Consider the following 23651-nt stretch of genomic DNA (forward strand, 5'->3'; position numbering starts at 1 on the left):
CTTTATGAATCTAATTTTAACACTATTCTTTTTCTTGGCTTTCGTGCCAGTTTCCCATGCTGACGACCGTTCTGTGGCCGTCATGCCGTTCGAGAACGTCGGAAAGAACCAAGAACTAGACTGGCTCTCCATGGGCATCTCCGAGACCATCACAAACGATCTCCTTTCGATCCCGGGCATAGTTCTGGTTGAGCGCCTGCAAATCAGGAATGTGCTGGAAGAGCAGAAGCTTCAACTAACTGGGCTTGTGGATGAAAAGACAGCTATCGAGGTGGGCAAGATGATTGGGGCCGACATCCTCGTATTGGGGGCGTACCAGAAAAGCGCTGAAACTCTCCGTCTCACCTCTCGATTCGTGGATGTGGAAACTGGTAGCGTAATTCAATCTACCAAAGCAACCGGCCCCATGGATAAAGTTTTCGACCTCCAAGATGCAATAGTTACAGGCCTCGCCTTAAACCTCAAAATCGAGCTAAAAAAACAGGAACTGGACAAGATTACACAACAGCCAACAAAGTCGATAGAGGCATACAGCCATTTCGGGAAGGGAGCGTTGCTACAGGCAAAGCTCGACGGACCGGGATCATTAGAGGAACTAAAGAAAGCCTCCGATATCGACCCCAATTTCAAAGCTGCCAAAGATAAATTCAAAGAGGTGTTCTGGTCTCTTGATGAGGGAAACTATTGGGTATATGACATGCGCGGAAATATTCCGGGGGTCTTCAGCTCTCAAAAAATGGATCGCCAGGTAACAAGAAAAGCAGGTCCGACTCAAGTCATGAAAGATGCTTCTGCTTTTTCATATTATCGTGAGATGAATGCGATTGAAGGGAAAGCAGGGTCTAAAGAACGCACCGGAGAATTTTTCACTAAAGGAGTAAATGGCATTATGCTGGCGGGGAATTATTTCGCCTTCCTGAAAAAGGATGGGAAAACCGCGGCAACTGAATATTTCTATGAGCATAGCCCCTCGCCCCTCTATTTCCCATACGATTTAAAATCAGGTACACAATGGACGAACAAATACATTACCAACGTACAAACTCCTGTTGGTCCCCACCAAGCAGAGGTTTATGAGACGCTGACGGTTGGGAAAAAAGAGGAGGTTTCTGTTCCCGCCGGGAAGTTCACTTGTCTGCCGATCTCCATGACGGCCCAATGGCGAGGAGAAATTGAAAACGAGGACCGCGAATTGACACTCTGGTTTGCTCCAGGGGTAGGGATAGTCAAGAGCGTCATTGTTACCTATCAGGTTAACAAACTTGGAGTAAGAAAAGAGAAGGCATTCTGGGATTTCCACGAAGAGTTGACCCAATATCGAATACAATGAGACACAGCCACAACGAGATACCTACAGGTGATAGAATCATTCAAACTTTACCAATAATGAAAGAAACGGCGGAATCTTTCGAACAAAAGACTCAACCTGACCAGAAGATGCCTTGTTAATCCCAAGCTGCCACGGGGCTGGCAGGTTACCCAAAACGTTCTTCCAAACATGTTTACCCTGAACAGTTAAGATGTGTCATTCAGGTCTTGTCAAATCCATTGCTACAAGAAGTAAAGACGTTCCATGAGCACCGGTCGCAATTCCAACGTCCAAAGATTTTTCTGAATAACTTTTCTTCTACTATTTACAGCCCTAAGAGTCTTCCCAATTCCTTTGTCTGCAGCAGAAAAGGTACTTTACAGAAAAAGATTTATCTGGCTAAGCTATTATCCTTTAATTTTTTCATTCACTTTGATATAATCTTACCAGTAAGAAACAACTCAAAGGAGGGTGCCATGGCCAATGTAGCAACAACAAAAATGTCATCAAAAGGGCAGGTAGTAATTCCTGAAGACATACGCAAACGCTTAAATCTGCAAACTGGGGCTCAATTCGTTGTCGTTGGGGATAAAGACGTCGTAATTCTGAAAAATATTGCACCTCCATCCATTGATGAATTTGAACCGCTTATCGCTGATGCAAGGAAAAAAGGGAAACAAGCAGGATTAAAAAAATCAGATATCAAGGAAGCAATATTCAAAGTTCGAGGGAAAAAGTGAAAATCATCCTCGACACCAACGTTTTCATCTCTGGAGTTTTTTTCAGTGGCCCGCCTGCGCAAATTCTGAAAAGCGTGGAAAGATAGAAAAATACAGATTGTACTTTCTACAGAAATTCTGAACGAATAAAGACGAGTAGCAGAAGATCTTTCAGAAAAATTCCCCTCTATAAACATCGAGTCAATCTTGGAAATCCTTACAGTTTATAGTGAGCTCATTGAAACGACAGGTATTTCTCTTGCAGTTTGTGAGTACCCGGATGACGACATGTTCCTTGAATGTGCAATAGCCTGTAATGGAAAAATAATTGTCAGTGGGGATAAACAGTTGCTGAAGGTTTCAGGTTATAAGGACATTGATGTCATCAAACCAAGAGAATTCGTTGACAACTACCTGACAAAACCGAAGAAAGATCAAGCCAGCAAATAATAAACTGATACAAATTCGTTTTTTCAATGAAGGTGGTCTTCTTCAAGCATTCCAGTGAAGATATTATTTCTGCTCTTTTCAAATCCACTGCTCTTAGTAAGTGCGATAATCCTGAGACTTAATACTCAGCGAACTCAAAACCTTTCTGAATCTGTTTCGTTTTGTAAGGCGTAGCCAACACTCTTTTCCGGTTTTAGCTGTATTAAAATAAGTAATGCGCTGGATTAATAACAACACGGAAATTAGGAGAACCCAAAAAAGATGTTGTGGATTTGTTGAATTTAACGGGCAATCACAAACGCCTCCGGGAATTCTGCCGAGAGCAACTTCTCCATTTTTTTGGCAGCGTCCAACTCTTTTCCAGCTCGGACCTGTACTCGATAAAACTTCTTGTCATCAACGGTGTAGGTCTGCGAAATAGCTTTGCGACCCTGCTTGAGCATGATCTCTTTAAGGCGGTTGGCATTATTGCTGTCGGTGAAGGCGCCGATTTGAACAAAATATTCCCCATGGGTGAAATCATAGGGCAGAAAACGCTCGACGGTGCCACCGCCTCGTGAAGTCTGTTCCGCTTCACCGAGAGCCGTAATCTGCACCCTGGCTGTGCCTCGTTGATCCATGGCCAGCTCTTTGGCAGAGGTGAGGCTGAGGTCGATAATCCGGCCTTTGACAAAGGGGCCTCTGTCATTGATACGGACAATAGTTTCACGGCCATTTTCTAAATTCTTGACCAGCAGAAAGGTGTTCATAGGCAGTGTTTTGTGGGCGGCAGTGGTGCTGTACATATCATAGACCTCGCCGTTGGAGGTCTTTTTTCCGTGAAATGTTGGGCCATACCAGGAGGCGATCCCTGTTTCGTTATGGCCAAATGACGATGGCACCGGGTAATAAGTCCTTCCCAGAACGTGGTAGGGTTTTTGGGTCGGGGGAATCTTGTTGCGGAGCGGAACACTTTTGGCGGTTGAGGAGACCTCGATTGGAGAGGGAATGCTTTGCACCATGGATTGGGAGCATCCTGAAATAAGGAGATATAAACAGATAAATGGTAAGGTGATATATCGTATCATGTTGACCTGGTGTTTTTAGTTTGCCTTATTGCGTTTTGCTAACAGTTGACAGTCCGTAAAATTTACTATTCTGCTGGCTGAGCATAGTGGAAATCATAGTTCAAGGGCTGTTTTCAGGCTTTGGTGTGTTGGTGGTAGAGTTGATTTTGTCTATCCTGTTTACAAAAAAAGCACCGGCTTTACCAGTAGTATGTGGAACATAGGGAATTTTGTCAGGAGTTTCAAGGCTGATGCCAACCGAATCAAAAACCAGGTCGCCATCCAGATTGACGTAGGTAAGGTGCAGGTTGTGGGGAGATCGGCATACTTGCATCATTCCATTGTCGTCCTGGCACGTTTCAATCGCCTCCCAGCGCCTTAATTCATAGCCTTTAAGCCAGAGGCCTATCTTGAATTGACCTGAAATTTTATCAGCCATGAAGGCATCCGATTGGTCGTTTCCTTGAAAAAGATTTGCTTCAAGCTGGAATTCAACCTCAGAGCTTCCCTGCCGTGTTAAAGCCTGCCAAAGCTCGTAATCATTGTTGTCCTGCCTGAAGAGGTGGGTTCCCTTGTCGGCAAAGCTCCACTGGGCGTGGCATACCTGGCAACCCACAGTTTTTATATATTTCGAGTGGGCGGGGTGGCTAAGTTGGGGGACAATAATTTTTTTGTTGGTTAGCTTGGTGGTCAGTATAACTGTATTGTCTGCAACCTCTAGATTGTCAGGTCTGGGTGATTTGGGCTGTTGGTCCCAGAGATGACAGGAGATACAGGTTATATGGGTGCTGCCGTTTGATTTGAGAGAGGCCCCTGAGTGACAATCAATACAGCTTAAGCCTTTTAGTTGATGAATGTCTGGCCGAAGTAGGTGCTGTCCCACTCCATAAGGCCTTTCTTGCTCGCCGTCAGTGGTGAAAGGTGTCCAGTAATCCCAGTTGAAATCCTGCTCAAATTTACCGTAATAATCAGCCCCTACATAATTGCCGTAATGACAGCTCAGGCACTGTTTGTCGTTAGGCTTTGCCATAAATTTGTGTGAAGAAAGTCGGCCGTCTTGATACTCGAGATGGCATGCTGCGCAACCGGTACCATGGACTACCGCCCCGTACGCATCACCGGAATAGTAAGGGTGGCAGCGTAGGCAACGCCGACGTAGTAGATCGTCAACCAGCCCAAGAGCGGTGGTCGGAAAATTGTCGTCAGGAATCTCGTGTAAACTTGTCAGGTCGGTTGTGGAGCCGAAGGCTTTGCGAACTGTATTGACTTCATTTTTCAGAGTGAAGTGCAGAGAGTGCTGAGCTGCCTTAACAATTTCTGCATGGCAGGAGCCGCAGACCTTTGCCATATTGTCCGGGTGGGCAGGTTTGGCGGTGGCTGTTTCATGGGCAAGGTTTTTGTCGGAGGTGCTGTTGTCTCCATTATGACAGCTAATACAGGACAGGTTGTGGGATCGATCCAGTGTGAAGGGGTGGCAGCCCAAGCAGCCGGTTTGGGGCGGAGAAAGAGCTGAGGGTGTGTCTTTTTGAGGAGTCGATGCAGTTGTTTTTGGTGTCTGGTCGGAACAGCTGGTCAACAGAATGCAAAGGCATATAAGGAGGCTGAACATAAAACAGATGGAATTTATGTGCTTCATAGCAACGAAGAATAATGAAGTTTTTTTAAAATCGCTATTGATATTAGCATCGTTCTTGTTATATTTTTGGCCACAAATTCAAATAAACCGCACGGTTTCTCAAATGGCAGATTGCTGTCAAACACACTAATGGCATCCATGAAAACTAAGAAAAAAATTATCAAAACAAAGTTTATTTTTATTACTGGTGGTGTGTTGTCGTCATTAGGCAAGGGCTTAGCTGCTGCTTCTATCGGAGCTCTGCTTGAGAGTCGTGGTCTGAAGATAACGTTTCAGAAGCTTGATCCTTACATCAATGTTGATCCCGGGACAATGAACCCGTTTCAGCATGGTGAGGTCTATGTAACCGATGACGGGGCGGAAACAGATCTTGATCTGGGCCATTATGAGCGCTACACCTCAGCCGTTCTCGGCCAGGCTAATAATTACACTTCAGGCCGTATTTATCATTCGGTAATCAGCAAGGAGCGTCGTGGTGAGTACCAGGGGGGGACGGTTCAGGTCATTCCTCACATTACCGATGAAATTAAACGGGCGATACTGCAGCTTGACGGGCAGGTAGATGTGGCCATTATTGAGATCGGCGGCACCATCGGTGATATTGAGGGGCAGCCGTTTATTGAGGCAATCCGTCAGTTCAGGATTGACTATGGCCGTGAAAACGCTGTTTTTGTACATGTTACCTGGGTTCCTTACATAAAGACCGCTGGTGAGGTTAAGACCAAACCGACGCAGCATTCGGTGAAAGAGTTGCGGGCAATCGGTATTCAGCCCGACATCCTGCTATGCCGAACCGAGCACCAGCTTGCCGATGATATAAAAGCAAAGATCGCCCTGTTCTGCAATGTCGATCCCACCGATGTTATTACCGCTCAGGATGTCGATAATATCTACGAAGTGCCCTTGTGGTTTCATAAAGAGGGGCTTGATGATAAAATATTGAAGCATCTCAATATCTGGACAGGGGCACCGAAGCTGGATAATTGGGAACGACTGGTCGCCAGTATTAAGAATCCCAGTAAATCGGTGACTATTGCTATTATCGGTAAGTATGTTGACCTTACCGAATCGTACAAAAGCCTCCATGAGTCTTTGGTTCATGGTGGTGTCGCCAATGATGCCAAGGTCAATCTTATGTATGTCAGTGCTGAGGATCTTGAAACACAAAATGCTGAGGACCTGCTCGTCGGTTGCGACGGTATTTTAGTTCCTGGCGGATTTGGCAAGCGCGGCGTTGAGGGTAAGATTAAGGCTATTACCTATGCCCGTGAAAAGAAGATTCCTTTTTTCGGAATCTGCCTGGGGATGCAGCTTGCAGTTATTGAGTATGCCCGTAATATTGCCGGAATGGCCGGTGCTACCAGTGTTGAGTTTGAGGAAAAGCCGCAATACCCGGTCATCTACCTGATGAAGGAATGGTATGATTACCGTGCCGGCGTGACTCAGGTTAGAGATGAAAGCTCTGATGTCGGCGGGACTCTTCGTCTAGGGGCCTATCCATGCACATTGGTAAAGAATACCTTTGCCTATAAGGCTTACAAGGTCAGTGATATAAGTGAACGTCACCGGCATCGTTACGAATTTAATAATGAGTTCAGGGACCGCCTCATCGAGAGTGGTCTGGTGATGAGTGGTACTTCGCCGGATAAGAATCTGGTTGAAATTGTCGAAATAGCTGACCACCCCTGGTTTCTTGGCTGTCAGTTCCATCCGGAGTTTAAGTCCGGACCAATGAAACCGCACCCCCTGTTTTGCGATTTTATTAAGGCGTCCCTTGATCATAAAGGATAATTCAGGCATGCCGTTTGAGCATGCTTCGGTAAAAGGATTTTTCAGCCACGGAAACTCACGGAAGAAAAAAGATGGATACAGTACGAATTACGGATACAATTGAGGTCGGCCCTGGTCGGCCTTTTTTATTGATCGCCGGCCCTTGTGTGTTGGAAAGTGAAGAGGTCGCCTTGCGAGTTGCCGAAAGTATGGCTGAGATGGCTGGCCGGTTAGGGGTCTCCTATATTTTTAAGGCCTCCTATGATAAGGCAAATCGGACTTCATTACAGTCTTTTCGGGGGCCGGGCCTTGTTAACGGTTTGAAAATATTTGAAAAAATTAGGAGTCTTGGCATTCCGGTGGTCTCTGATGTCCATGATGTGGTGCAGGTTGAATTGGTTCATAAGGGCATCGATCTCATTCAGATTCCGGCCTTTCTCTGTCGGCAAACGGATCTTTTAGTGGCTGCAGCCAAATCGGGGAAGCCTATATCGCTCAAAAAAGGACAATTCCTTTCACCCTGGGATATGGAGCATGCCGTGCGCAAGATCAAGGAGTCCGGCAATAAGAATCTCTTGTTGATCGAGCGCGGCTCCAGTTTTGGCTATAATAATCTTGTAGTCGATATGCGTTCAATTCCTGTCATGCGTTCCCTCGGCTGCCCTGTGATCTATGATGCGACGCATAGTGTACAGCTTCCCGGCGGCGCTGGTGGCAGTTCGGCCGGTCAACGGGAATTTATCGCGCCGCTTTCGAAGGCCGCGGTTGCTGTGGGAGTCGACGGGGTTTTTATGGAGGTCCATCCGGATCCTGATAAGGCCTTGTGTGATGGACCAAACTCCTTACCTCTAGACAAGGTTGAGGTGCTGCTCAAAAAACTTCTTAAAATCCACGAGGCCTGCATTTCATGACCAGTGAAATGAACGGTTGTGCCGGTAGTCAGGAACAGCCGTATTCTGGTGACTGTGATTTTACAGAGTTTCTTTTGAGAAAGGCCGCCTCTCGATCAGAAAGTTCGGCTCTCCCGAAAGATGAACTTCTGGGAAAAGCCAAAATAATCAAACTGCTGTTACTTGATGTTGATGGCGTCTTGACCAACGGTTCAATTACCTACACGCATCAGGGTGATGAGATAAAATCATTTCACTGTCGGGACGGATTTGGCATTAATATTCTAAAAAAAACCGGGGTTGAGGTGGGTCTTATAACGGCCCGTAAATCAGAATCCTTACTGCGAAGGGCGAAAGATCTCTCTTTGACCCATGTCTATCAAGGGGTCAGAAATAAAGTTGAATGTTTTTCCATGCTTCTTGAACAGCTTAGCCTTGAACCTTCTCAAGTTGCCTTTATGGGCGATGACTGGTTGGATTTAGCACTGCTTACCAAGGTAGGTCTGGCGGCAGCGGTTGCCGATTGTGCCCCTGAACTTAAAGGTGTTGTCCATTTTGTTTCTGTCCATAACGGTGGAACCGGCGCCGTTCGTGAGCTCTGTGATTTGATTATCGAGGCCAAGGGAAAAAGAGAGTCTCTGCTCACTGAATATCTTAACCGTAAGTGATTTGTGAAGCCCTGGAATGAAAATTGATTTTCAAAAAATTATTCGATCACGCAACATGCTTTGGCAACTTCCCTTGCTTGTCATTGTTATTGCTCCCTTGTGGTGGGGCGGGGTGGTAAAATTCTTAAACATCGAAACGCAACAGAATCAGAGCACTACTGGGCAAGCCAAATCGAGTTTTACCATGTTGCAGGTGAAAATCTCCCAGGCCGAGAAAGGCCAGGAGCAAATCCGTCTTGATGCCTCACGGGTATACAGTGAAGATGACCAAGAGACCCTGTTTTTGGATAAGCCGGTGGCACATCTCGTCGGTGATCCGCAAAAACCTCTTTCTATAAAGGGTGGCAGCGCTATATATGAAACAAAAAAACAGATAATCACCCTCTTGGATGATGTCGAACTCCTCACCTCTGATACGTTGGTGACGACATCTGTGCTGCGCTACTTTACTAAATATAAAAAGGTGAAGAGTGCCGCAGAAGTTGAACTTAACAGCGATGGTATGCGGATAACCGGCACCAGTTTTTTTTATGATCTCGTCAATGGTGATTTTAGAGTTGGCAAGAGGGTTGTCTGTAATCTGTGGTAAAATATCGTTCCAATGGTGTATCGTAGTATATCATTGTCGATTTGATTACATAATTACCGGAGAAGTGGATGGGAGATCTTAGAATATTAGTTGTCGATGACTTTAATACGATGCAGAGAATTATTGGTAATATTCTCCATGAGATTGGCTATACTAAATTAGTATTTGCAAATGATGGCGAGAAAGCATTTAAAATTCTGTTAAAGGAGAAAATTGACCTGGTTATTTCCGATTGGAGTATGCCGCACATGACCGGGATTGAGTTATTAAGAAAGGTCAGAGTTGATCCTGGACTTGCTCATATGAAATTTATTATGGTTACCGCAGAGGGAGAAAAAACACGAATTATTGAAGCTGTTAATGGAAAGGTTGATCAATATATCATTAAGCCTTTTAGCGCTGACACACTTAAAGAAAAAATAAATGCAGTTTTTAAAGAAGGTTCTTGATATATTTGTCTGCCGACAACCTCAAATCTCTGTTTGTTACTAAGAAGGTTTCAATAAAAGTTGTTCCGCATTTGTACCCTTAATCTTATCCAGAAGGTCCGCTTTAAGCTCAAGTTCCTCAAGCATGGTTACCGCTTTTCCCTGGTCTTCCCAAGGTGAGTCAGAACCAAAGAGAATAAATTCAGGCGGATGATTACAGATCAGATCCCGCGCGGTTTGTCTGTCCATCATTTGTAATGAAAAGGATATATCCATGTAGATTGGTTTGCCTACTAATGTAGTTCGAACTTCCGGCCACTGATCCCAGGCGCCAAGATGAGAGGTAACAAGTTTGAGATTGGGGAAGAGAGTGTGCACTTCAAGAATCTGAGCTGGGTCAGCACGCCGAATACGTGGAAAGGCGATGTCGTAGCCGGTATGCATCAAAAGTATTAACTGTAAATCAGTTACGAGTTTAAAGATAGGCAGCAGGCGCTGTTCATTGATAAAAAAGTCTTGATAATAAGGATGCATCTTGATGCCCTTATAACCCATCTCTTTTATTTGACGAATCTGTGCAAGGCAGTTCGGGTCATCGGGGTGGATTGAGGCAAATGGTATAAGTCGTTCGGATTTCAGGGTTTGTGACCAATCGAGTATGGCCTGAAACTGTGCCGGTTTTGTGGCAATAGAACAAACAACACTTTTCACAACACCGTTTTTATTCATCGAATCGAGGAGGGCGGTCTTGGTACCGTCAAGATAGGCCTTCACCCCACCTTCTTTTTCAAGGTGGGGGATAGCATTTTGGGCGATATGGTCAGGAAAAATATGGGTATGGAAATCAATAATCATAATACCTTCAACTTTTTGGAAAATTAGTGGTCTGTTTCTCTGGAAATTTCACGTAAACGAAGCTACTATACCCCACTTTACAGAAAACACTAAGAAGGAAAACCGATGGCAGAGAAGCAGATTGATATTAAGGACAGGATTATTCTGGCACTGGATGTTGACAGTGCTGATAAGGCAAAAGAGTTGGTGTATCAGACAGAATCACACCTGAATTTTTATAAGGTGGGTTTGCAGCTTTTTCTGGCTGACTGGTTCAATAGTGTCGATTGGATTATTGCTCGGGGTCATAAGGTCATGGTCGATTTGAAGTTTTTTGATATTCCCGAAACAGTTCATCTGGCTGTTAAGCAGCTTAAAGACCGAAATGTCTCTCTCGCTACTGTGCATGGAAATGACGCAATTGTTAAAGCTGCAGTGGCAGCGACTCAAGATAAGGCCAGCGATGAGTCGCTTAAAATTCTTGCGGTTACTGTTCTTACCAGTTTCGGAGAAGAGGATTTAAAAGCCATGGGCATGACGCAATCCATAGAAGATCTTGTCTATTTCCGTGCTAAAAGGGCTTTGGAGCTTGGCTGTGACGGCATTGTCTCTTCGGGTCTAGAGGCCCAGCGGGTACGCACTCAACTGGGGGACAAGCTGTTGATTGTCACTCCTGGAATCAGGCCCGGAGCCAATATCAGTGAGCCCCAGGATGATCAGAAACGGGTTATGACAGCAGGACGGGCACTGGCCGCCGGAGCTGATCATGTTGTTGTCGGCAGGCCCATTACCAAGGCCGCTAATCCGCTTGAAATTATTGAGGCGATGCAGAAAGAGATGGCTTAGCTGCCAGATTACACTGATCATTGTCTGCATGCTTTTTCACAAGCGCCATTTTGATATGATTCGATGAGATTCTTGCCATGCTTGGATTGCCATCCTGTAGTTTTAGTTTCACTGTGCGTCAAATTGTCGTCCGGCTCATCGTTTGTGTCGGCACATGGCTTGTCCTGACTAAAGGTGACATCCAGAGTTGGCCCTTTGCCCTTCCCACAATATTCCTGGCCGTCTGGGTAAGTCTGCTTCTTGCTGTCCGACAGGAGTACTCTCTGCGGCCTTCAAGAGTTATTTGTAACCTCCCCTATTTTCTGTATAAATCTCTGATTAGCGGCGTCGATGTGATGGTACGGGTACTCCACCCTCGATTACCCATTGATCCGGGATTTATTGAATATTCTTTGACCATCCCCCATGAAGCAGGCCGTGTTTTTCTGGCAAACAGTATCTCCCTGTTGCCGGGAACGATATCGGCTCGGCTGACCGATCATCACCTTATAATTCATACCCTGGATAAGGAGCTGTCAGTGCTGGCAACTATCCGGGAGCTCGAAGTCAGGGTTGACAGCCTGTATAGCCCGTCTTCTTCAATAAATACCAACAGCGTGCCGTCATGAGCAACCTCTATCTCGGCCTGGCATTGATTCTTTTGATCACCGTAGTTTTGGGACTGCTCCGAATCATCTGGGGGCCCACTGCGGCAGACCGGATGATGGCGGCTCAACTTTTTGGCACCTGCGGAGTTGCAATCCTCCTGCTTCTGGCTCGCGGATTAGGGCAGGCCATTATTGTTGATGTCGCCCTTGTTTTTGCCCTGTTGGCTGCGTTTTCCACGGTAGGCTTTGTGCGGCGGGCCTGGACTGAAAAGGATTCGTTGAAAACCGGGGAGAGGAGGCATGATTGAGATTTGTGGGGCATTTCTGGTAAGTATTGGGGTTCTTTTTTTTCTGTCGGGCACCATCGGGCTCCTTCGTTTACCGGATATCTATACCCGTCTGCATGCCTTGACCAAAGCCGATAATGTCGGACTTGGTTTTGTGGTACTAGGTTTGGCTATTCAGGCCACAAGCTGGTCTGAGGTCATCAGGCTCGTTCTAATCTGGTTTCTGGTACTTCTGGCCAGTGCTATCTCCTGTCACCTGGTTGCCGATGCGGCATTAAGGCGAAACATCAAGCCCTGGAGAAAGAGGTGACTTATGATTGTTAACGCCTTTGACATCATTCTTTGTCTCACGCTTGTCTGGCTTGCCTGGCAGATACTTACCTGCGCAGACCTTTTTGAGGCTGTGGTTCTCTTTGTCTCCTTCGGTCTCCTCATGGCGCTGGGTTGGGTACGGCTGCAGGCCATTGATGTGGCCTTGGCGGAAGCCGCCATTGGCTCGGGGCTTACCGGGGTTCTTTTCCTCTCGGCCCTGCGGCGCATTGCAACTGCCAGGCAGGGGGAAAGAAGGATTGATCGTGATGGGGATCCCGATGAAAAAAAACCATAATTCGTCAAAAAAAAGATGGAGGCGAAGCCTTATCTCTGGCCTGAACCTGTTTATGCTGGCAGCTTTATATGCCGTGCTTGCCTGGTCCTATCTGGCCTTTGATTCAGAGAGTTTAGGCCTGGCCCGCCATGCCGATCGAGCCCTTTTCGAGAGTGGGGTTACGAGCCGAGTAACCGCTGTTCTTTTAAACTATCGAGCCTACGATACCTTACTGGAATGTTTCGTCCTGTTTTTGGGGGTGGTGGCGGTCTGGTCGCTTCGCTCTTCATCTTTTGAGCGGCGAGATCCCCCTCTAAGTCCGATATTGGCATCTCTGGTGCGCCTTCTTGTGCCGCTTATGCTGATGGTCGGCGGCTATCTGCTCTGGGCCGGAAGTCACCAGGCTGGGGGCGCATTCCAGGCCGGGGCAATTTGGGGAGGCGTTGGGGTTTTGCTTATCCTCACCTCGTCACCGCTGTTGTCTAGCCTGCCTCGCAGGTTGTTGCCCCTGGGCATCTGCTTAGGGCCTTTTTTCTTTGTGTTGATAGCGCTGGGGGCAATGGTCTTTGGGAGTGATTTCCTTGGATATCGACAAGAGGTTGCCGCGAAGGTCATTGTTGTCCTTGAAACAGTTGCGGCAATTTCTATCGGACTCACCCTGGCAGGGCTTTTTGACGGTGGGTCTCTTGAAGACCCGCATCAAAAGGCGGCAATGAAAGTCACCCCAACAGAGCAGGAGAAAAAACGATGAATGTTTCTCCTGCCACTATTTATGGTTTGACCGGCCTCTTTCTTTTTGTTGTCGGCCTAGGGGGCTTTATATTTTGCGCCGAACTGCTGCGCAAGATTTTGGCAGCCAATATCATGGCCAGTGGCGTCTTTTTATTTATGGTTACTATTGCCTATGGCAGCGGTCAACTCATTGACCCCGTTCCACAGGCTATGGTTCTCACCGGCATTGTTGTATCGGTGAGCAGTACTGCCGTTGCTCTGGCCCTGGCCTGTCGTGTCCAGGAGATGGCTAATCTCCGTAATCTCCAGAAACGTAATCCAAAGGAAGAGGCCGGATGATAAACCCGACGCCTCACGCTGACCTCTGGCTTATCTGGCCAATTATTCTGCCTTTGTTGGGGGCTTTGCTCTCCTTTTTAGTGAAAGAACAGTCGAGACTGGCGGGCTTACTCAGTGCCCTGCTGATCACTCTGGTCAGTGGTGGCTTATTTAGAGAAATAGTGACCTGTGGGGAGCGCACCTATGCACTGGGAGGCTGGCAGCCCCCCTTAGGCATCACTCTTCGTGCTGATGGCCCAGCTGTTCTTATGGTGTTAATGACGGCTGTGAGCGGCTTGGCCATCAGTATCTACGCTGGCGGCTATTTCCAGAGTCGAATTAGTCTCTCTGGAAATAGCCATCGCTACCTCAATCAGGAACGTTTTTTCTGGCCCTTATGGCTTCTATTATGGGGAGCTTTAAACGGTCTTTTTATGAGCGCTGACATCTTTAATATGTACGTGACCCTGGAGCTTGTTGCCTTGAGCAGTGTCGGTCTGACGTCCCTTTCCGGTAAACCGGCTTCTCAGATGGCAGCATTTCGTTATCTGATGGTCAGTCTGCTTGGTTCTTTGAGCTTCCTCCTGGGCGTGGCCTTCTTGTATAAAACCTTTGGCACTCTCGAATTGGCGGCGATTCGGGCGGATATTTCCCTGTCACCGCCGGTGGCTATGGCAGTAGCCTTGATCAGCGTTGGGCTGATGCTTAAGACCGCTCTTTTTCCCTTTCATTTTTGGCTGCCGCCGGCCCATGCCAACGCCTTGGCGCCTGTGAGCGCTATTCTTTCAGGCCTGGTTATTAAGGGCTCCTGGTTCGTGTTTTTTAGATTCGGGCAGGCCTTTCTCCCCCTGATTGGTGATCATGGAGGTCGTCTTCTGGCAGCACTTGGTGGGGCAGCCATCATCTGGGGGGCCTTTCAAGCCTGTTACCAGCAACGCTTGAAAATGCTGGTGGCGTACTCTACTGTAGCCCAGATTGGCTATCTTTTTATTATTTTCCCTTTGCTGGAGGTGGGTGCCGGGTATGGCGCCGCCGCAGTTTTTTATTTTGCAATTTCCCATAGCTGTGCCAAAGCCGCTATGTTCTTAGCTGCTGGTTCAATATTTGTGCAGTTGGGACATGATCGTATTCAAGACCTTGCCGGGGTCAGGCAGCTGCTGCCCAAGACCTCATTTGCTCTTGCCCTTGGGGGCTTGAGCCTGATGGGATTACCACCTGCCGGTGGCTTTATTGCCAAGTACATGTATCTGCACCTGGCCATCGGACAGGATAACTGGTGGATGGTACTGCTTATTGTCACGGGCAGTTGTTTGACAGCGGTATATATCTACCGGGCCGTCTCTCAGGTTCTTAGCCCGAAACCAGTAAAGAGACGCGGGCCCGTGGTGGTAGCAGCGAGCATGGAGTGGAGTGCCTTGGCATTGGCCCTGTTTGCCCTGTTACTTGGTTTTTTGGCTCCTCAGTTGCTGGCAGTTTTTGAGGTGATTGGATGATCTGGCATAACTGGTTGCTCATCGTCATTCTTTTAAGTTCCACGCTGCCGGGACTTATTATATTCAACCTTAATGAATCAAGTCATCGCCTGCGGACGTCCTTGAACCTCTTTGGTGCGATTGCCAAAATGATTCTGGTGCTGGTGATGATTCTAGGTATCCAGAAGGGGTATGCTTTTGCTGTGCACCTTGATTTGCTCCCCGGTGTTCGGCTCATGCTGAGAGCGGACTCGCTTTCGGCCCTTTTTGTTGCCTTATCAAGTATGCTTTGGCTTCTTACTACTATTTATGCCATTGCCTACCTTGAGGATTCACCCTATCGCAGTCATTTTTTCGGCTATTTCAGCCTTTGTGTCTCCGTTACCGTCGGTATTGCCTTGGCTGGCAATCTACTGACCTTCCTGTTCTTTTTTGAACTGCTCACCCTGAGCACCTATCCACTGGTGGTGCATCGAGGTACCCCAGAGGCCATGGCTGCCGGCAGGGTCTATCTGCTTTATACCTTAGCGGGTGGTCTTGTACTTTTTGTGGGCGTGGTTTGGCTTCATGTTCTGGTCGGTACGGTTGATTTTAGCAGCACAAGACAGCTCTCCGGCCTGGTGGACAGCCATGGAAAAAGCCTGCGGATTATTTTTGTTCTGCTCATTGCCGGGGTAGGTGTAAAGGCAGCCCTTTTCCCGCTGCATGGCTGGTTGCCGAAGGCTATGGTGGCGCCGGCGCCAGTGAGCGCCCTGCTTCATGCCGTGGCTGTGGTTAAAGCTGGAGCCTTTGGTATTATTCGTATTGTCCTTGATGTCTACGGTCTGGAAACGGCCAGCACGCTGAGCCTGCTTTTTCCCCTGACCCTTCTGGCTGGTTTTACAATCATCTACGGTTCGATTAATGCGCTTTATCAAGATAACCTGAAGCGGCGACTGGCCTTCTCCACGGTGAGTCAGGTCTCCTATATCGCTTTAGGGGTCAGCATTGGTACCCCATTAGCCATTATGGGAGGGATGGTTCATCTGGTTCATCAGGGCCTCATGAAGATAACCCTGTTTTTTTGTGCCGGTAATATTGCCGAAACGCTTGGTGTCCATGATATCAAACAGATGAATGGGGTCGGGCGAAGATTGCCTTTGACCATGGCTGCTTTTACCGTGGCGGCAATGGGGATGATTGGTTTGCCGCCTTTAGCTGGATTTGTCAGCAAGTGGTATTTAGGCTTAGGCGCCCTTGATAACGGGCAAGGTTGGCTGGTAGGGATTTTGGTTCTCTCCAGTCTGTTCAACGCGGCCTATTTTCTGCCGGTAATCTATGTGGCCTGGTTCAAGGAGCAAGAGGGTGATTGGCCGGTTGATAGCGGTACGGTCGGTTTCCTGGAGACGCACTGGATGCTTATTGTTCCCCCTGCGATCACAGCGCTTCTCTCCCTGCTTATCGGACTTTTGGCAAACAGTAACCTCAGCCCGTTGAGCTGGGTTCGGTTTATTGTCCGGACGGGGTATGGCCTATGACAGTGCCAATACTGTTTGATGATCAGCTGAAAATCTTACTGCTTTCCATGGTTCCGGGACTCCCGCTTGTTGTGGGTCTTAGCCTTTTCATAAAGCCATTACAAGAATTTTTGCTGCGCGTAGCGCCATGGACGGCCTTGCCTGCCCTCGCTGTAGCCCTGTTCCTGAAGCCTGGCATCACTTTAAAGGTTCCCTGGTTTTTTATGGGGGGGCGGATGGGCCTTGACCCGGTTGGCCAGAACTTTTTGCTGCTGGCAGCCTTAGTCTGGATGCTTTCCGCCTTTTTTGGGCGCAGCTATCTGCGTAACGACTCCAGGCGCTGTTATTTTTTCTTTTTCTACCTGTTAAGCATGGCCTTTAATTTTGGCTTGATACTGGCACAAGAGATGTTGGGCTTTTATCTGTTTTTCGGGCTCATGAGCATTAGTGCCTATGGTCTTATTATTCACACAAAAAGTGACGAAGCGCTTCTGGCCGGGAAGGTATATATTGTTCTGGTTATGGCTGGTGAAGGGTTGCTTATTGCCGGGATGCTGCTGCTGGCCAGCCGCCTGCCGGACTGGGAACTCAGCACCATTGCCGCAAGTCAACCGGACAACCTGAGCCTGACCTTGCTTTTTCTCGGTTTTGCAATCAAGGTTGGAGCTTTACCTGTACACATCTGGCTACCTCTGGCCCACCCAGTTGCCCCGGTGCCGGCCAGCGCCGTGCTGAGCGGGGTAATGATTAAAGCCGGGCTCTTAGGTTGGATTCGTTTTCTACCTGTAGGGCAAGAAGTTATTCTGTCTGGCTGGGGAGCGCTTTTTGTGGTGCTTGGCATCCTGGCGGCCTTTTATGGCGTTCTGATCGGTCTGACCCAACGGGAGGCTAAATCGATTCTGGCTTATTCCAGCATCAGCCAGATGGGATTAATGACCATGCTGGTCGGCTGTGGTCTTCTGTCCCCGGCTTTTTGGCCTCAGGTTACCAACGCGATCAGTATCTATGCCCTCAATCATGGTCTGGCTAAGGCCGCCCTCTTTTTGGGAACAGGGCTGGTAAGGGAAGGGAACTGGCAAAAACCACCACCATGGCTTCTCGTTCTCTTGCTTTTTCCTGCGCTCGCCCTGGCTGGCCTGCCGTTGACCAGTGGTGCTATTGCCAAGTTTACCATCAAGGAAATTCTTGAGGGCTTGCCATCTCAATGGGGTGTGCCCCTTAAGCGTATTCTGCCGTTGACCGCTTTGGCGACCATGCTACTTCTCGGTCATTTTTTAAGGGTTATCTCGCAAAGCATCGTCACTCCGAAGCCTATGCTGCCGGCTGGAATGCTTATCCCATGGGTTACTTTGCTGGTAGGTGTTGGCGGTTTACTTTGGGTTTGGCCGGTTTATCCTGAATACGCCGAGCATATCACTGATGGCAATCTTTTCTGGCAAAATCTTTATCCGGTTGTTTTAGGTTTTGGAATACTATTCTCCTGCTGGAAATGGTGCGCGGGAAAAAACATGCCGAGATTGCCTGCTGGTGATATTCTCTGGCTTTTCTACGGGCCCAGCAAAAAAGAACCAGGCTGGATTTATAAGAAATTTTTCTCAAGAGATGCAGCCATCATGAAGAGTTCAGGGCAAGGTGAAATGAACCAGGTTTTGTGTAATACCGGACGTAAGGTTGAGAAAAAGTTTATGCGTTGGGGCGTGGTTGGAAGTTGTTATATTCTTCTCTTTTTCACGTTTCTTTGTCTGCTGTTTATGCAATAAAACATTTACTAAGGGGACTCCTGACATGAGCACCACCTGAATAAGTTACGTTTATTTTTTCTTTTTATCGAAATTTCGAAGCGGTTTTTCGTAAAATTGCAGAGTTACATAGGTGCGTAACTCTTCATAATAGGCCTTTGTGGCATCTTTGGCCGACAAAAGACCAATGAATTTAGTGTGTTTTTTTACGAGTAGATGGCGTTTTTGTCGGAGAATGAATTCGTTGAACAACTCATTGACCGATATATTGTGGGGAACAATGTCAACCCCCTCCATCATAAGGGTTCCAATTAGAGAGGTTTTTGGTTCAAAATCCGGCAGTAGCACGTTACGCATCAGATCCCTTTCGGTCCACATGCCGACAATGTCGGCGTCCTTCATTACCAGAATTGCTCCAACCTTATTCTCTACCATCATTTTAACGGCGGTGAAAACAGTTGTGTCTTGAGAAACAGCTAGAATTGAACGATTTTTATCCTTGAGGATCTCTTCAGCATTTTTCATAGTTTACCTCTCTAAAATTTACCATTTGTGCCGTCTGTACATAGAGTATATCAAAAAAAAAATAGATATTGATAGACTAATATTTTGTTACGAAAAAATTTATAAATGAGCAGTGCCTTGCCTCCCCTGACTCCATGTAATGAAAAGATTTGTCTTGGGTGAAAAAGATGGTACTTTCTTTTCGAAAGGGGCTAGTATGGTCTCCATAATTGCAGGAAGAGGCCGTGTGCTGAAAATGTCAAAGCCCCAGTTTGCCCAATGAATGCCTTACACCAAAGGAATCCCAGCTATGCCTCAGTCGCACAACTCCGTCGGACAATCGGTCTTTGGCTCGCTCAGTCCTGATTTTGTTCTTACGGCAGTTGAAAAATCCCTTGGTGTGCGTTGCAGTAATTTATGCCGACCTTTAAACAGTTATATCAACAGGGTTTTTGAGTTAGAAAGTGTTGACGGTAAAGGGTTAATCGCCAAATTTTACCGTCCGGGGCGATGGTCGAAGCAGGCCTTGCAGGATGAGCATGATTTCCTGCGGGAGTTGGACGCCGACGAGATCCCGATTGTGGCACCTTTACAGCAATTTGACGGTTCAACACTGGGGACAGTCGATACGATTCATTTTGCCGTTTTTCCCAAAAAAAGTGGGCGAAGTTATGATGAATATGTTGATGAGCAGTGGCTTGAATTAGGGCGCTTGCTGGGCCGGACCCATGTTGTCGGGGCAACACATCTGCCCAAGGATAGAATTATACTGGCGCCAGACAAGGCAACCAGGGAGCAGCTTGATTATCTGCTTGATGGTTGCTTTATTCAGCCGGCACTGGCTAAAGAGTTCAAAGAGGTTACCGCGGCTATAGTTAAAGAGATTACTCCACTGTTTACCGGAGTTGAAATGATTCGCATTCATGGCGACTGTCATTTCTCTAATCTTATCTATCGTCCGAATGAATCATTTTTTATTATTGATTTTGATGATATGGCCGTTGGTCCGCCTGTGCAGGATTTCTGGATGCTGCTTCCCGGTTATCGGGAAGACTCACTGTTGGAGATTGACCTTTTTCTGGAAGGCTATGAGATGTTTCGTGAGTTCGATTGGCACTCTTTGCGGCTTATCGAGCCTTTAAGGGCCATGCGCTATATTCATTATATGGCGTGGTGCGCCCATCAGGTTGCTGAGGATGGATTGTCGCGGGTAGCACATGATTTTGGCACATCGGCCTATTGGCGGCGTGAAATCAACGATCTTTCTGAGCAGTTACAGCGCATCCGCACTGCCCCGAAGGCCTCGGGCAATTTTTAATGCGAAATTGCCACGAATATAGGTCGTTATTTTTTTAACACAAAATTCCCCGACTATGAAAATCGATGTATCGAGCGGATTCTATAGCTCAAAAAAAATCCCACTGTGGCTGGTTCATCTGCTCATGCTTCTTTCTACCGTAGTAGTTTCCAGCTCGTTTACGGTGGGGGCGGCAATTACCAGGAGCCTTGATCCTGCCGTTCTTTTGCTGGTCCGATATATCCTTGCCTTACTGTTTTTGGCCCCCTTCTATGTGGCAAAGCACGCTTTGTCCCGCCCGACCATACGTCAACTCGGCGGTTACATGACCATAAGCATAAGCACTGTTGGTTTTTTCTGGTGCATGTTTGAATCGCTGCGTTACACGACTGCCCTTAATACCAGTATGATATTTACGCTGGTACCAGGCATATCGGGGCTCTACAGCATGATTTTTTTAAAGGAGCGACTGGGGAGGTATCGTGTTTTTGCCTTAGTCCTTGGCCTGGTTGGTGCGCTCTGGGTTATATTCAGAGGTGATATCAGCCAGCTGGTAGCTATGAACATTAATAGCGGAGATGTACTGTTTCTGCTGGGCTGTTTTTTAATGGCAGCCTATACGCCTCTGGTCAAAAAGGTGCACACTAGCGAGTCAATGGTGTTTATGACGTTCTGGGTGCTGTTCTGCGGCGCTGTCTTACTGCTGCTTATCTCTCTGCCGAAGCTGGCAACTGTCGATTGGCCAGGGCTTGAGATGTCGGTCTGGTTGGGGATAGTCTATCTTGCCCTCTTTTCAACTGTGGTCACTTTTTATCTGACAAATCTTGCGACTCTATACCTCGGGCCTACACGAGTTATGGCCTACAGCTATTTTTATCCGGCTTTCGTGGTGTTGATTAACTGGAGTTTTGGCATAAGTCTGCCCCCGGCGATCGTGCTCCCTGGGGTGATAATTGTCAGCATCTCAACAATTGTTATTCAGAGAGGCGCAGCTGAGCAGATGGCCTTATCAAAGAGTCGGCAGGAACAGCAGTAGAATTTTAAGGCAGACAAAGCTGTATAGCCCTGCAACAACATCATCAAGCACCACACCAAGTCCGCCATTCACATGTCTGTCAAACCAGGAAACCGGAAATGGTTTGAAGATGTCGAAAAGTCTGAACAGGATAAAACCCAGAAATAAAATTAGCGGTGTTGCCGGCAGGGCAAAGAGGGCAATCAGCATACCAACCACCTCCGGCAAAACGCCGCTTTTCTCCAACCAGTTGATCAAATCGTTAAAGGAAAATTTTCTCAGTGGCGATCAAAGTATTCTTTTCTTAAACCGGCGCGGCTATGCCCAGCTCATGCTTTGTCAGTCCTGCGGCAAAACTCTACAGTGCGATCATTGCAATATCTCTTTGACCCTGCACCAAAGTAAAGACAAACTTGCCTGCCATTACTGCGGCTTTTCTCGAAAAACCGCCACTTTATGCCCTAATTGCCAGTCCGAAACTTTAATTTCTGTCGGCTTTGGCACTGAACGAGTGGAAAGTGAACTGAAAAAAATTATACCCCAGGCCCGTATCGCCCGTCTTGATCGTGACACAACCCTTAAACGCCATGATTTTATAAAAATCTTACGAGAGGTTCATCACCGGGAAGTTGACGTTCTTATCGGCACCCAGATGGTCGCCAAAGGGCATCATTTCCCCGGGGTTACACTGGTTGGGGTTATCTGGGCTGATGCCAGCCTTGGCATTCCTGACTATAAGTCCAGTGAGCGAACCTTCCAGATACTTACCCAGGTTTTCGGCAGAGCCGGCCGCGGCGACAAACCGGGACGAGTCATTGTCCAGACCCACTACCCCGACCACTACTCCATCAAAACAGCTCAATCCCATGAATACACCGTACTTTTTGATCAGGAGATCGCACTTCGCAAAGCGCTTTCCTACCCTCCCTTCAGCCGGCTGATCAATATCCGTTTCGAAGGGAAACAGATGAAGGCGGTTGGCAACTGTGCCCAGGCAGTTGCAAAATATGTAAAAAATCATACACTTAGACAAAGCATGGAAGTTCTTGGCCCTTCACCCGCCCCTCTATCCATCCTCCGTGACCTGCATCGCTGGCAGTTGCTTATTAAGAGCAGCAACCTTACTGTATTAAGCACAATCTGTGAGGCACTTAAGCTCTACAAGACTAAGCTCAGCGGCATGTCATCGGTTAAATTGACTATAGACGTTGATCCGGAGAGTATGTTATAAAGGTAGGCTGTAGAATTAAAATTGATAGCAAGCTATACAGACGATCATGATACGAAAAATAATTACTTATCCAAACCCAGTCCTCAAAAAAAAAACAGCCAAAGTCACCAGGTTTGATGAGGAGTTGCAAACTCTAATTACCGACATGACCGAAACTATGTTTGACGCCCCTGGCGCCGGTTTGGCTGCCAATCAGGTTGGTGTTTCAAAACAGGTCTGCGTAATCAATGTCTCAAAAAAAGAAGAGGATGCCGACCGCAAGGCCCTTGTTCTCATCAATCCAGTGATCAGTGACGGAGAAGGCGCAGAATCAGATGTCGAAGGATGTCTTTCCGTCATTGACTACACCGCTAAGGTGAAGCGATTTACCAAGATTAAGGTAACCGCCCAAAATGCCAAAGGTAAAACCATCGAATTTGAGGCCGAAGATTTTTTTGCCCGAGTTATTCAGCACGAAACCGACCACCTGGAAGGCAAAGTGTTTATTGACCGGATAAGTTCGCTCAAACGAGCCCTGTACAAGAAACGCCTTAAAAAAATCCTGGCAGAAGACGCCGAAGAATCCTCAGACCACAGCTAATCAGCCATCATGGACGATAACCAACTCCGCATCATTTTCATGGGCACCCCAGAGTTTGCCGTACCGTCACTACAAGCTCTCATTGATAACAAGTTTGACATTCGCGCCGTAGTAACTCAGCCAGACCGGCCAAAGGGCAGGGGAAGAAAACTGGCGCCTCCTCCAATTAAAATTCTAGCTGAACAGGCTGGCATCCCGGTACTGCAACCAACTAAGGTGCGAACTGAAGAGTACCTTGATGAACTGAGATCTTTTTCCCCTGATGTTATCCTTGTTGCCGCCTACGGACGCATACTTACTCAGGCGGTTATCGACCTTCCCCGTTTTGGATGCATCAATGTCCATGGCTCACTGCTGCCGAAATATCGAGGTGCCGCTCCGGTTCAGTGGGCAATTTTAAATGGCGAGCAAGAGGCTGGCATAACCATTATGCAGATGGATGCCGGCCTCGACACAGGTGACATGCTCATCTCTGACGCCATTGCGATTACCCCGGATGACACGACCGAAACCCTTGCCCCAAAGCTGGCTCACCTTGGCGGCAAACTCCTAGTTCAAGCCGTAAAACAACTTTGCCAGGGAAAACTTAGCCCGACAAAACAGGATGACTCACTCTGCAGTC

28 protein-coding genes are annotated in these 23651 nt (G+C 47.5%); 23 read left to right on the plus strand and 5 right to left on the minus strand.

The window, feature by feature from the left end:
• Nucleotides 1–82: 82 nt before the first annotated feature.
• The 3 genes from HQK80_08565 to HQK80_08575 all read left to right on the plus strand — a co-directional run bounded on the left by HQK80_08565 (nucleotide 83) and on the right by HQK80_08575 (nucleotide 2478).
• Nucleotides 83–1330 (plus strand): hypothetical protein, encoded by a 1248-nt coding sequence (locus tag HQK80_08565; protein ID MBF0222264.1) that lies wholly within the window; start codon nucleotides 83–85, stop codon nucleotides 1328–1330.
• 455 nt (nucleotides 1331–1785) lie between these two features.
• Complete coding sequence (locus HQK80_08570) at nucleotides 1786–2049, plus strand: AbrB/MazE/SpoVT family DNA-binding domain-containing protein (protein ID MBF0222265.1); 264 nt, start codon at nucleotides 1786–1788, stop codon at nucleotides 2047–2049.
• A gap of 186 nt (nucleotides 2050–2235) precedes the next feature.
• Nucleotides 2236–2478, plus strand: a complete 243-nt coding sequence (locus HQK80_08575) for a hypothetical protein (protein ID MBF0222266.1) — start codon at nucleotides 2236–2238, stop codon at nucleotides 2476–2478.
• Nucleotides 2479–2759: 281 nt separating this feature from the next.
• Here the strand turns inward: HQK80_08575 and HQK80_08580 are convergent, their stop codons facing one another.
• Nucleotides 2760–3545: a septal ring lytic transglycosylase RlpA family protein gene (locus HQK80_08580; protein MBF0222267.1), complete on the minus strand. Its 786-nt coding sequence runs from the start codon at nucleotides 3543–3545 to the stop codon at nucleotides 2760–2762.
• 100 nt (nucleotides 3546–3645) lie between these two features.
• Nucleotides 3646–5133, minus strand: a complete 1488-nt coding sequence (locus HQK80_08585) for a hypothetical protein (protein MBF0222268.1) — start codon at nucleotides 5131–5133, stop codon at nucleotides 3646–3648.
• 165 nt (nucleotides 5134–5298) lie between these two features.
• On the opposite strand from HQK80_08585, the gene HQK80_08590 reads away from it, so the two are divergent.
• The 5 genes from HQK80_08590 to HQK80_08610 all read left to right on the plus strand — a co-directional run bounded on the left by HQK80_08590 (nucleotide 5299) and on the right by HQK80_08610 (nucleotide 9526).
• A complete protein-coding gene (locus HQK80_08590; protein ID MBF0222269.1) occupies nucleotides 5299–6951 on the plus strand; it encodes a CTP synthase in 1653 nt (550 codons plus the stop codon).
• 71 nt (nucleotides 6952–7022) lie between these two features.
• Nucleotides 7023–7841 (plus strand): 3-deoxy-8-phosphooctulonate synthase, encoded by an 819-nt coding sequence (gene kdsA / locus HQK80_08595; GenBank protein ID MBF0222270.1) that lies wholly within the window; start codon nucleotides 7023–7025, stop codon nucleotides 7839–7841.
• Nucleotides 7842–7849: 8 nt separating this feature from the next.
• A complete protein-coding gene (locus tag HQK80_08600; GenBank protein MBF0222271.1) occupies nucleotides 7850–8488 on the plus strand; it encodes an HAD hydrolase family protein in 639 nt (212 codons plus the stop codon).
• Between the two features lie 16 nt (nucleotides 8489–8504).
• Nucleotides 8505–9077, plus strand: a complete 573-nt coding sequence (gene lptC / locus HQK80_08605) for an LPS export ABC transporter periplasmic protein LptC (GenBank protein ID MBF0222272.1) — start codon at nucleotides 8505–8507, stop codon at nucleotides 9075–9077.
• A gap of 68 nt (nucleotides 9078–9145) precedes the next feature.
• Nucleotides 9146–9526 carry a response regulator gene (locus HQK80_08610; GenBank protein ID MBF0222273.1) on the plus strand — a complete coding sequence of 127 codons (381 nt, stop codon included), beginning with the start codon at nucleotides 9146–9148 and terminating at the stop codon, nucleotides 9524–9526.
• Between the two features lie 39 nt (nucleotides 9527–9565).
• Here the strand turns inward: HQK80_08610 and HQK80_08615 are convergent, their stop codons facing one another.
• Nucleotides 9566–10360, minus strand: a complete 795-nt coding sequence (locus HQK80_08615) for an amidohydrolase family protein (protein ID MBF0222274.1) — start codon at nucleotides 10358–10360, stop codon at nucleotides 9566–9568.
• 105 nt (nucleotides 10361–10465) lie between these two features.
• Between HQK80_08615 and pyrF the strand changes: the two genes are divergently transcribed.
• The 10 genes from pyrF to HQK80_08665 all read left to right on the plus strand — a co-directional run bounded on the left by pyrF (nucleotide 10466) and on the right by HQK80_08665 (nucleotide 18423).
• The gene (pyrF, locus tag HQK80_08620; protein ID MBF0222275.1) at nucleotides 10466–11185 is read left to right on the plus strand and encodes an orotidine-5'-phosphate decarboxylase; all 720 of its coding nucleotides are present in this window, start codon (nucleotides 10466–10468) and stop codon (nucleotides 11183–11185) included.
• Nucleotides 11186–11262: 77 nt separating this feature from the next.
• On the plus strand, nucleotides 11263–11793 hold the full coding sequence (locus HQK80_08625) for a Na+/H+ antiporter subunit E (GenBank protein ID MBF0222276.1): 531 nt from the start codon (nucleotides 11263–11265) through the stop codon (nucleotides 11791–11793).
• Nucleotides 11790–12080 carry a multiple resistance and pH regulation protein F gene (locus tag HQK80_08630; GenBank protein ID MBF0222277.1) on the plus strand — a complete coding sequence of 97 codons (291 nt, stop codon included), beginning with the start codon at nucleotides 11790–11792 and terminating at the stop codon, nucleotides 12078–12080. The genes HQK80_08625 and HQK80_08630 overlap by 4 nt, the downstream gene beginning before the upstream one ends.
• Nucleotides 12073–12369, plus strand: a complete 297-nt coding sequence (locus HQK80_08635; GenBank protein ID MBF0222278.1) for a monovalent cation/H(+) antiporter subunit G — start codon at nucleotides 12073–12075, stop codon at nucleotides 12367–12369. Before HQK80_08630 ends, HQK80_08635 begins: the two co-directional genes overlap by 8 nt.
• A 3-nt stretch (nucleotides 12370–12372) precedes the next feature.
• Nucleotides 12373–12666 carry a DUF4040 domain-containing protein gene (locus HQK80_08640; protein MBF0222279.1) on the plus strand — a complete coding sequence of 98 codons (294 nt, stop codon included), beginning with the start codon at nucleotides 12373–12375 and terminating at the stop codon, nucleotides 12664–12666.
• Nucleotides 12650–13396 carry a sodium:proton antiporter gene (locus HQK80_08645; GenBank protein ID MBF0222280.1) on the plus strand — a complete coding sequence of 249 codons (747 nt, stop codon included), beginning with the start codon at nucleotides 12650–12652 and terminating at the stop codon, nucleotides 13394–13396. Before HQK80_08640 ends, HQK80_08645 begins: the two co-directional genes overlap by 17 nt.
• Entirely contained in the window at nucleotides 13393–13716 is a 324-nt protein-coding gene (locus HQK80_08650; protein ID MBF0222281.1) for a cation:proton antiporter subunit C, read from the plus strand. Before HQK80_08645 ends, HQK80_08650 begins: the two co-directional genes overlap by 4 nt.
• Nucleotides 13713–15188, plus strand: coding sequence for an oxidoreductase (locus HQK80_08655; protein MBF0222282.1), 1476 nt, complete (start codon nucleotides 13713–13715; stop codon nucleotides 15186–15188). Before HQK80_08650 ends, HQK80_08655 begins: the two co-directional genes overlap by 4 nt.
• On the plus strand, nucleotides 15185–16684 hold the full coding sequence (locus HQK80_08660) for a monovalent cation/H+ antiporter subunit D family protein (protein ID MBF0222283.1): 1500 nt from the start codon (nucleotides 15185–15187) through the stop codon (nucleotides 16682–16684). The genes HQK80_08655 and HQK80_08660 overlap by 4 nt, the downstream gene beginning before the upstream one ends.
• On the plus strand, nucleotides 16681–18423 hold the full coding sequence (locus tag HQK80_08665) for an NADH dehydrogenase (GenBank protein ID MBF0222284.1): 1743 nt from the start codon (nucleotides 16681–16683) through the stop codon (nucleotides 18421–18423). The genes HQK80_08660 and HQK80_08665 overlap by 4 nt, the downstream gene beginning before the upstream one ends.
• Nucleotides 18424–18474: 51 nt before the next feature.
• Here the strand turns inward: HQK80_08665 and HQK80_08670 are convergent, their stop codons facing one another.
• Complete coding sequence (locus HQK80_08670; protein ID MBF0222285.1) at nucleotides 18475–18927, minus strand: CBS domain-containing protein; 453 nt, start codon at nucleotides 18925–18927, stop codon at nucleotides 18475–18477.
• A 289-nt stretch (nucleotides 18928–19216) separates the two neighbouring features.
• On the opposite strand from HQK80_08670, the gene HQK80_08675 reads away from it, so the two are divergent.
• Complete coding sequence (locus HQK80_08675; protein MBF0222286.1) at nucleotides 19217–20224, plus strand: serine/threonine protein kinase; 1008 nt, start codon at nucleotides 19217–19219, stop codon at nucleotides 20222–20224.
• A 55-nt stretch (nucleotides 20225–20279) separates the two neighbouring features.
• The gene (locus tag HQK80_08680) at nucleotides 20280–21239 is read left to right on the plus strand and encodes a DMT family transporter (protein ID MBF0222287.1); all 960 of its coding nucleotides are present in this window, start codon (nucleotides 20280–20282) and stop codon (nucleotides 21237–21239) included.
• Here the strand turns inward: HQK80_08680 and HQK80_08685 are convergent.
• Nucleotides 21213–21428 (minus strand): phosphatidylglycerophosphatase A, encoded by a 216-nt coding sequence (locus HQK80_08685; GenBank protein ID MBF0222288.1) that lies wholly within the window; start codon nucleotides 21426–21428, stop codon nucleotides 21213–21215. The genes HQK80_08680 and HQK80_08685 overlap by 27 nt on opposite strands.
• 40 nt (nucleotides 21429–21468) lie before the next feature.
• Between HQK80_08685 and priA the strand changes: the two genes are divergently transcribed.
• The 3 genes from priA to HQK80_08700 form a co-directional block, all read left to right on the plus strand.
• A complete protein-coding gene (gene priA / locus HQK80_08690) occupies nucleotides 21469–22449 on the plus strand; it encodes a primosomal protein N' (protein MBF0222289.1) in 981 nt (326 codons plus the stop codon).
• Nucleotides 22450–22492: 43 nt separating this feature from the next.
• The gene (def, locus tag HQK80_08695; GenBank protein ID MBF0222290.1) at nucleotides 22493–23029 is read left to right on the plus strand and encodes a peptide deformylase; all 537 of its coding nucleotides are present in this window, start codon (nucleotides 22493–22495) and stop codon (nucleotides 23027–23029) included.
• 9 nt (nucleotides 23030–23038) lie between these two features.
• Nucleotides 23039–23651, plus strand: a 613-nt coding sequence (locus tag HQK80_08700) for a methionyl-tRNA formyltransferase (protein ID MBF0222291.1), incomplete at its 3' end; no start/stop codon positions are given.

The sequence above is a fragment of the Desulfobulbaceae bacterium genome (genome assembly GCA_015231515.1).
GTDB lineage: Bacteria > Desulfobacterota > Desulfobulbia > Desulfobulbales > VMSU01 > JADGBM01.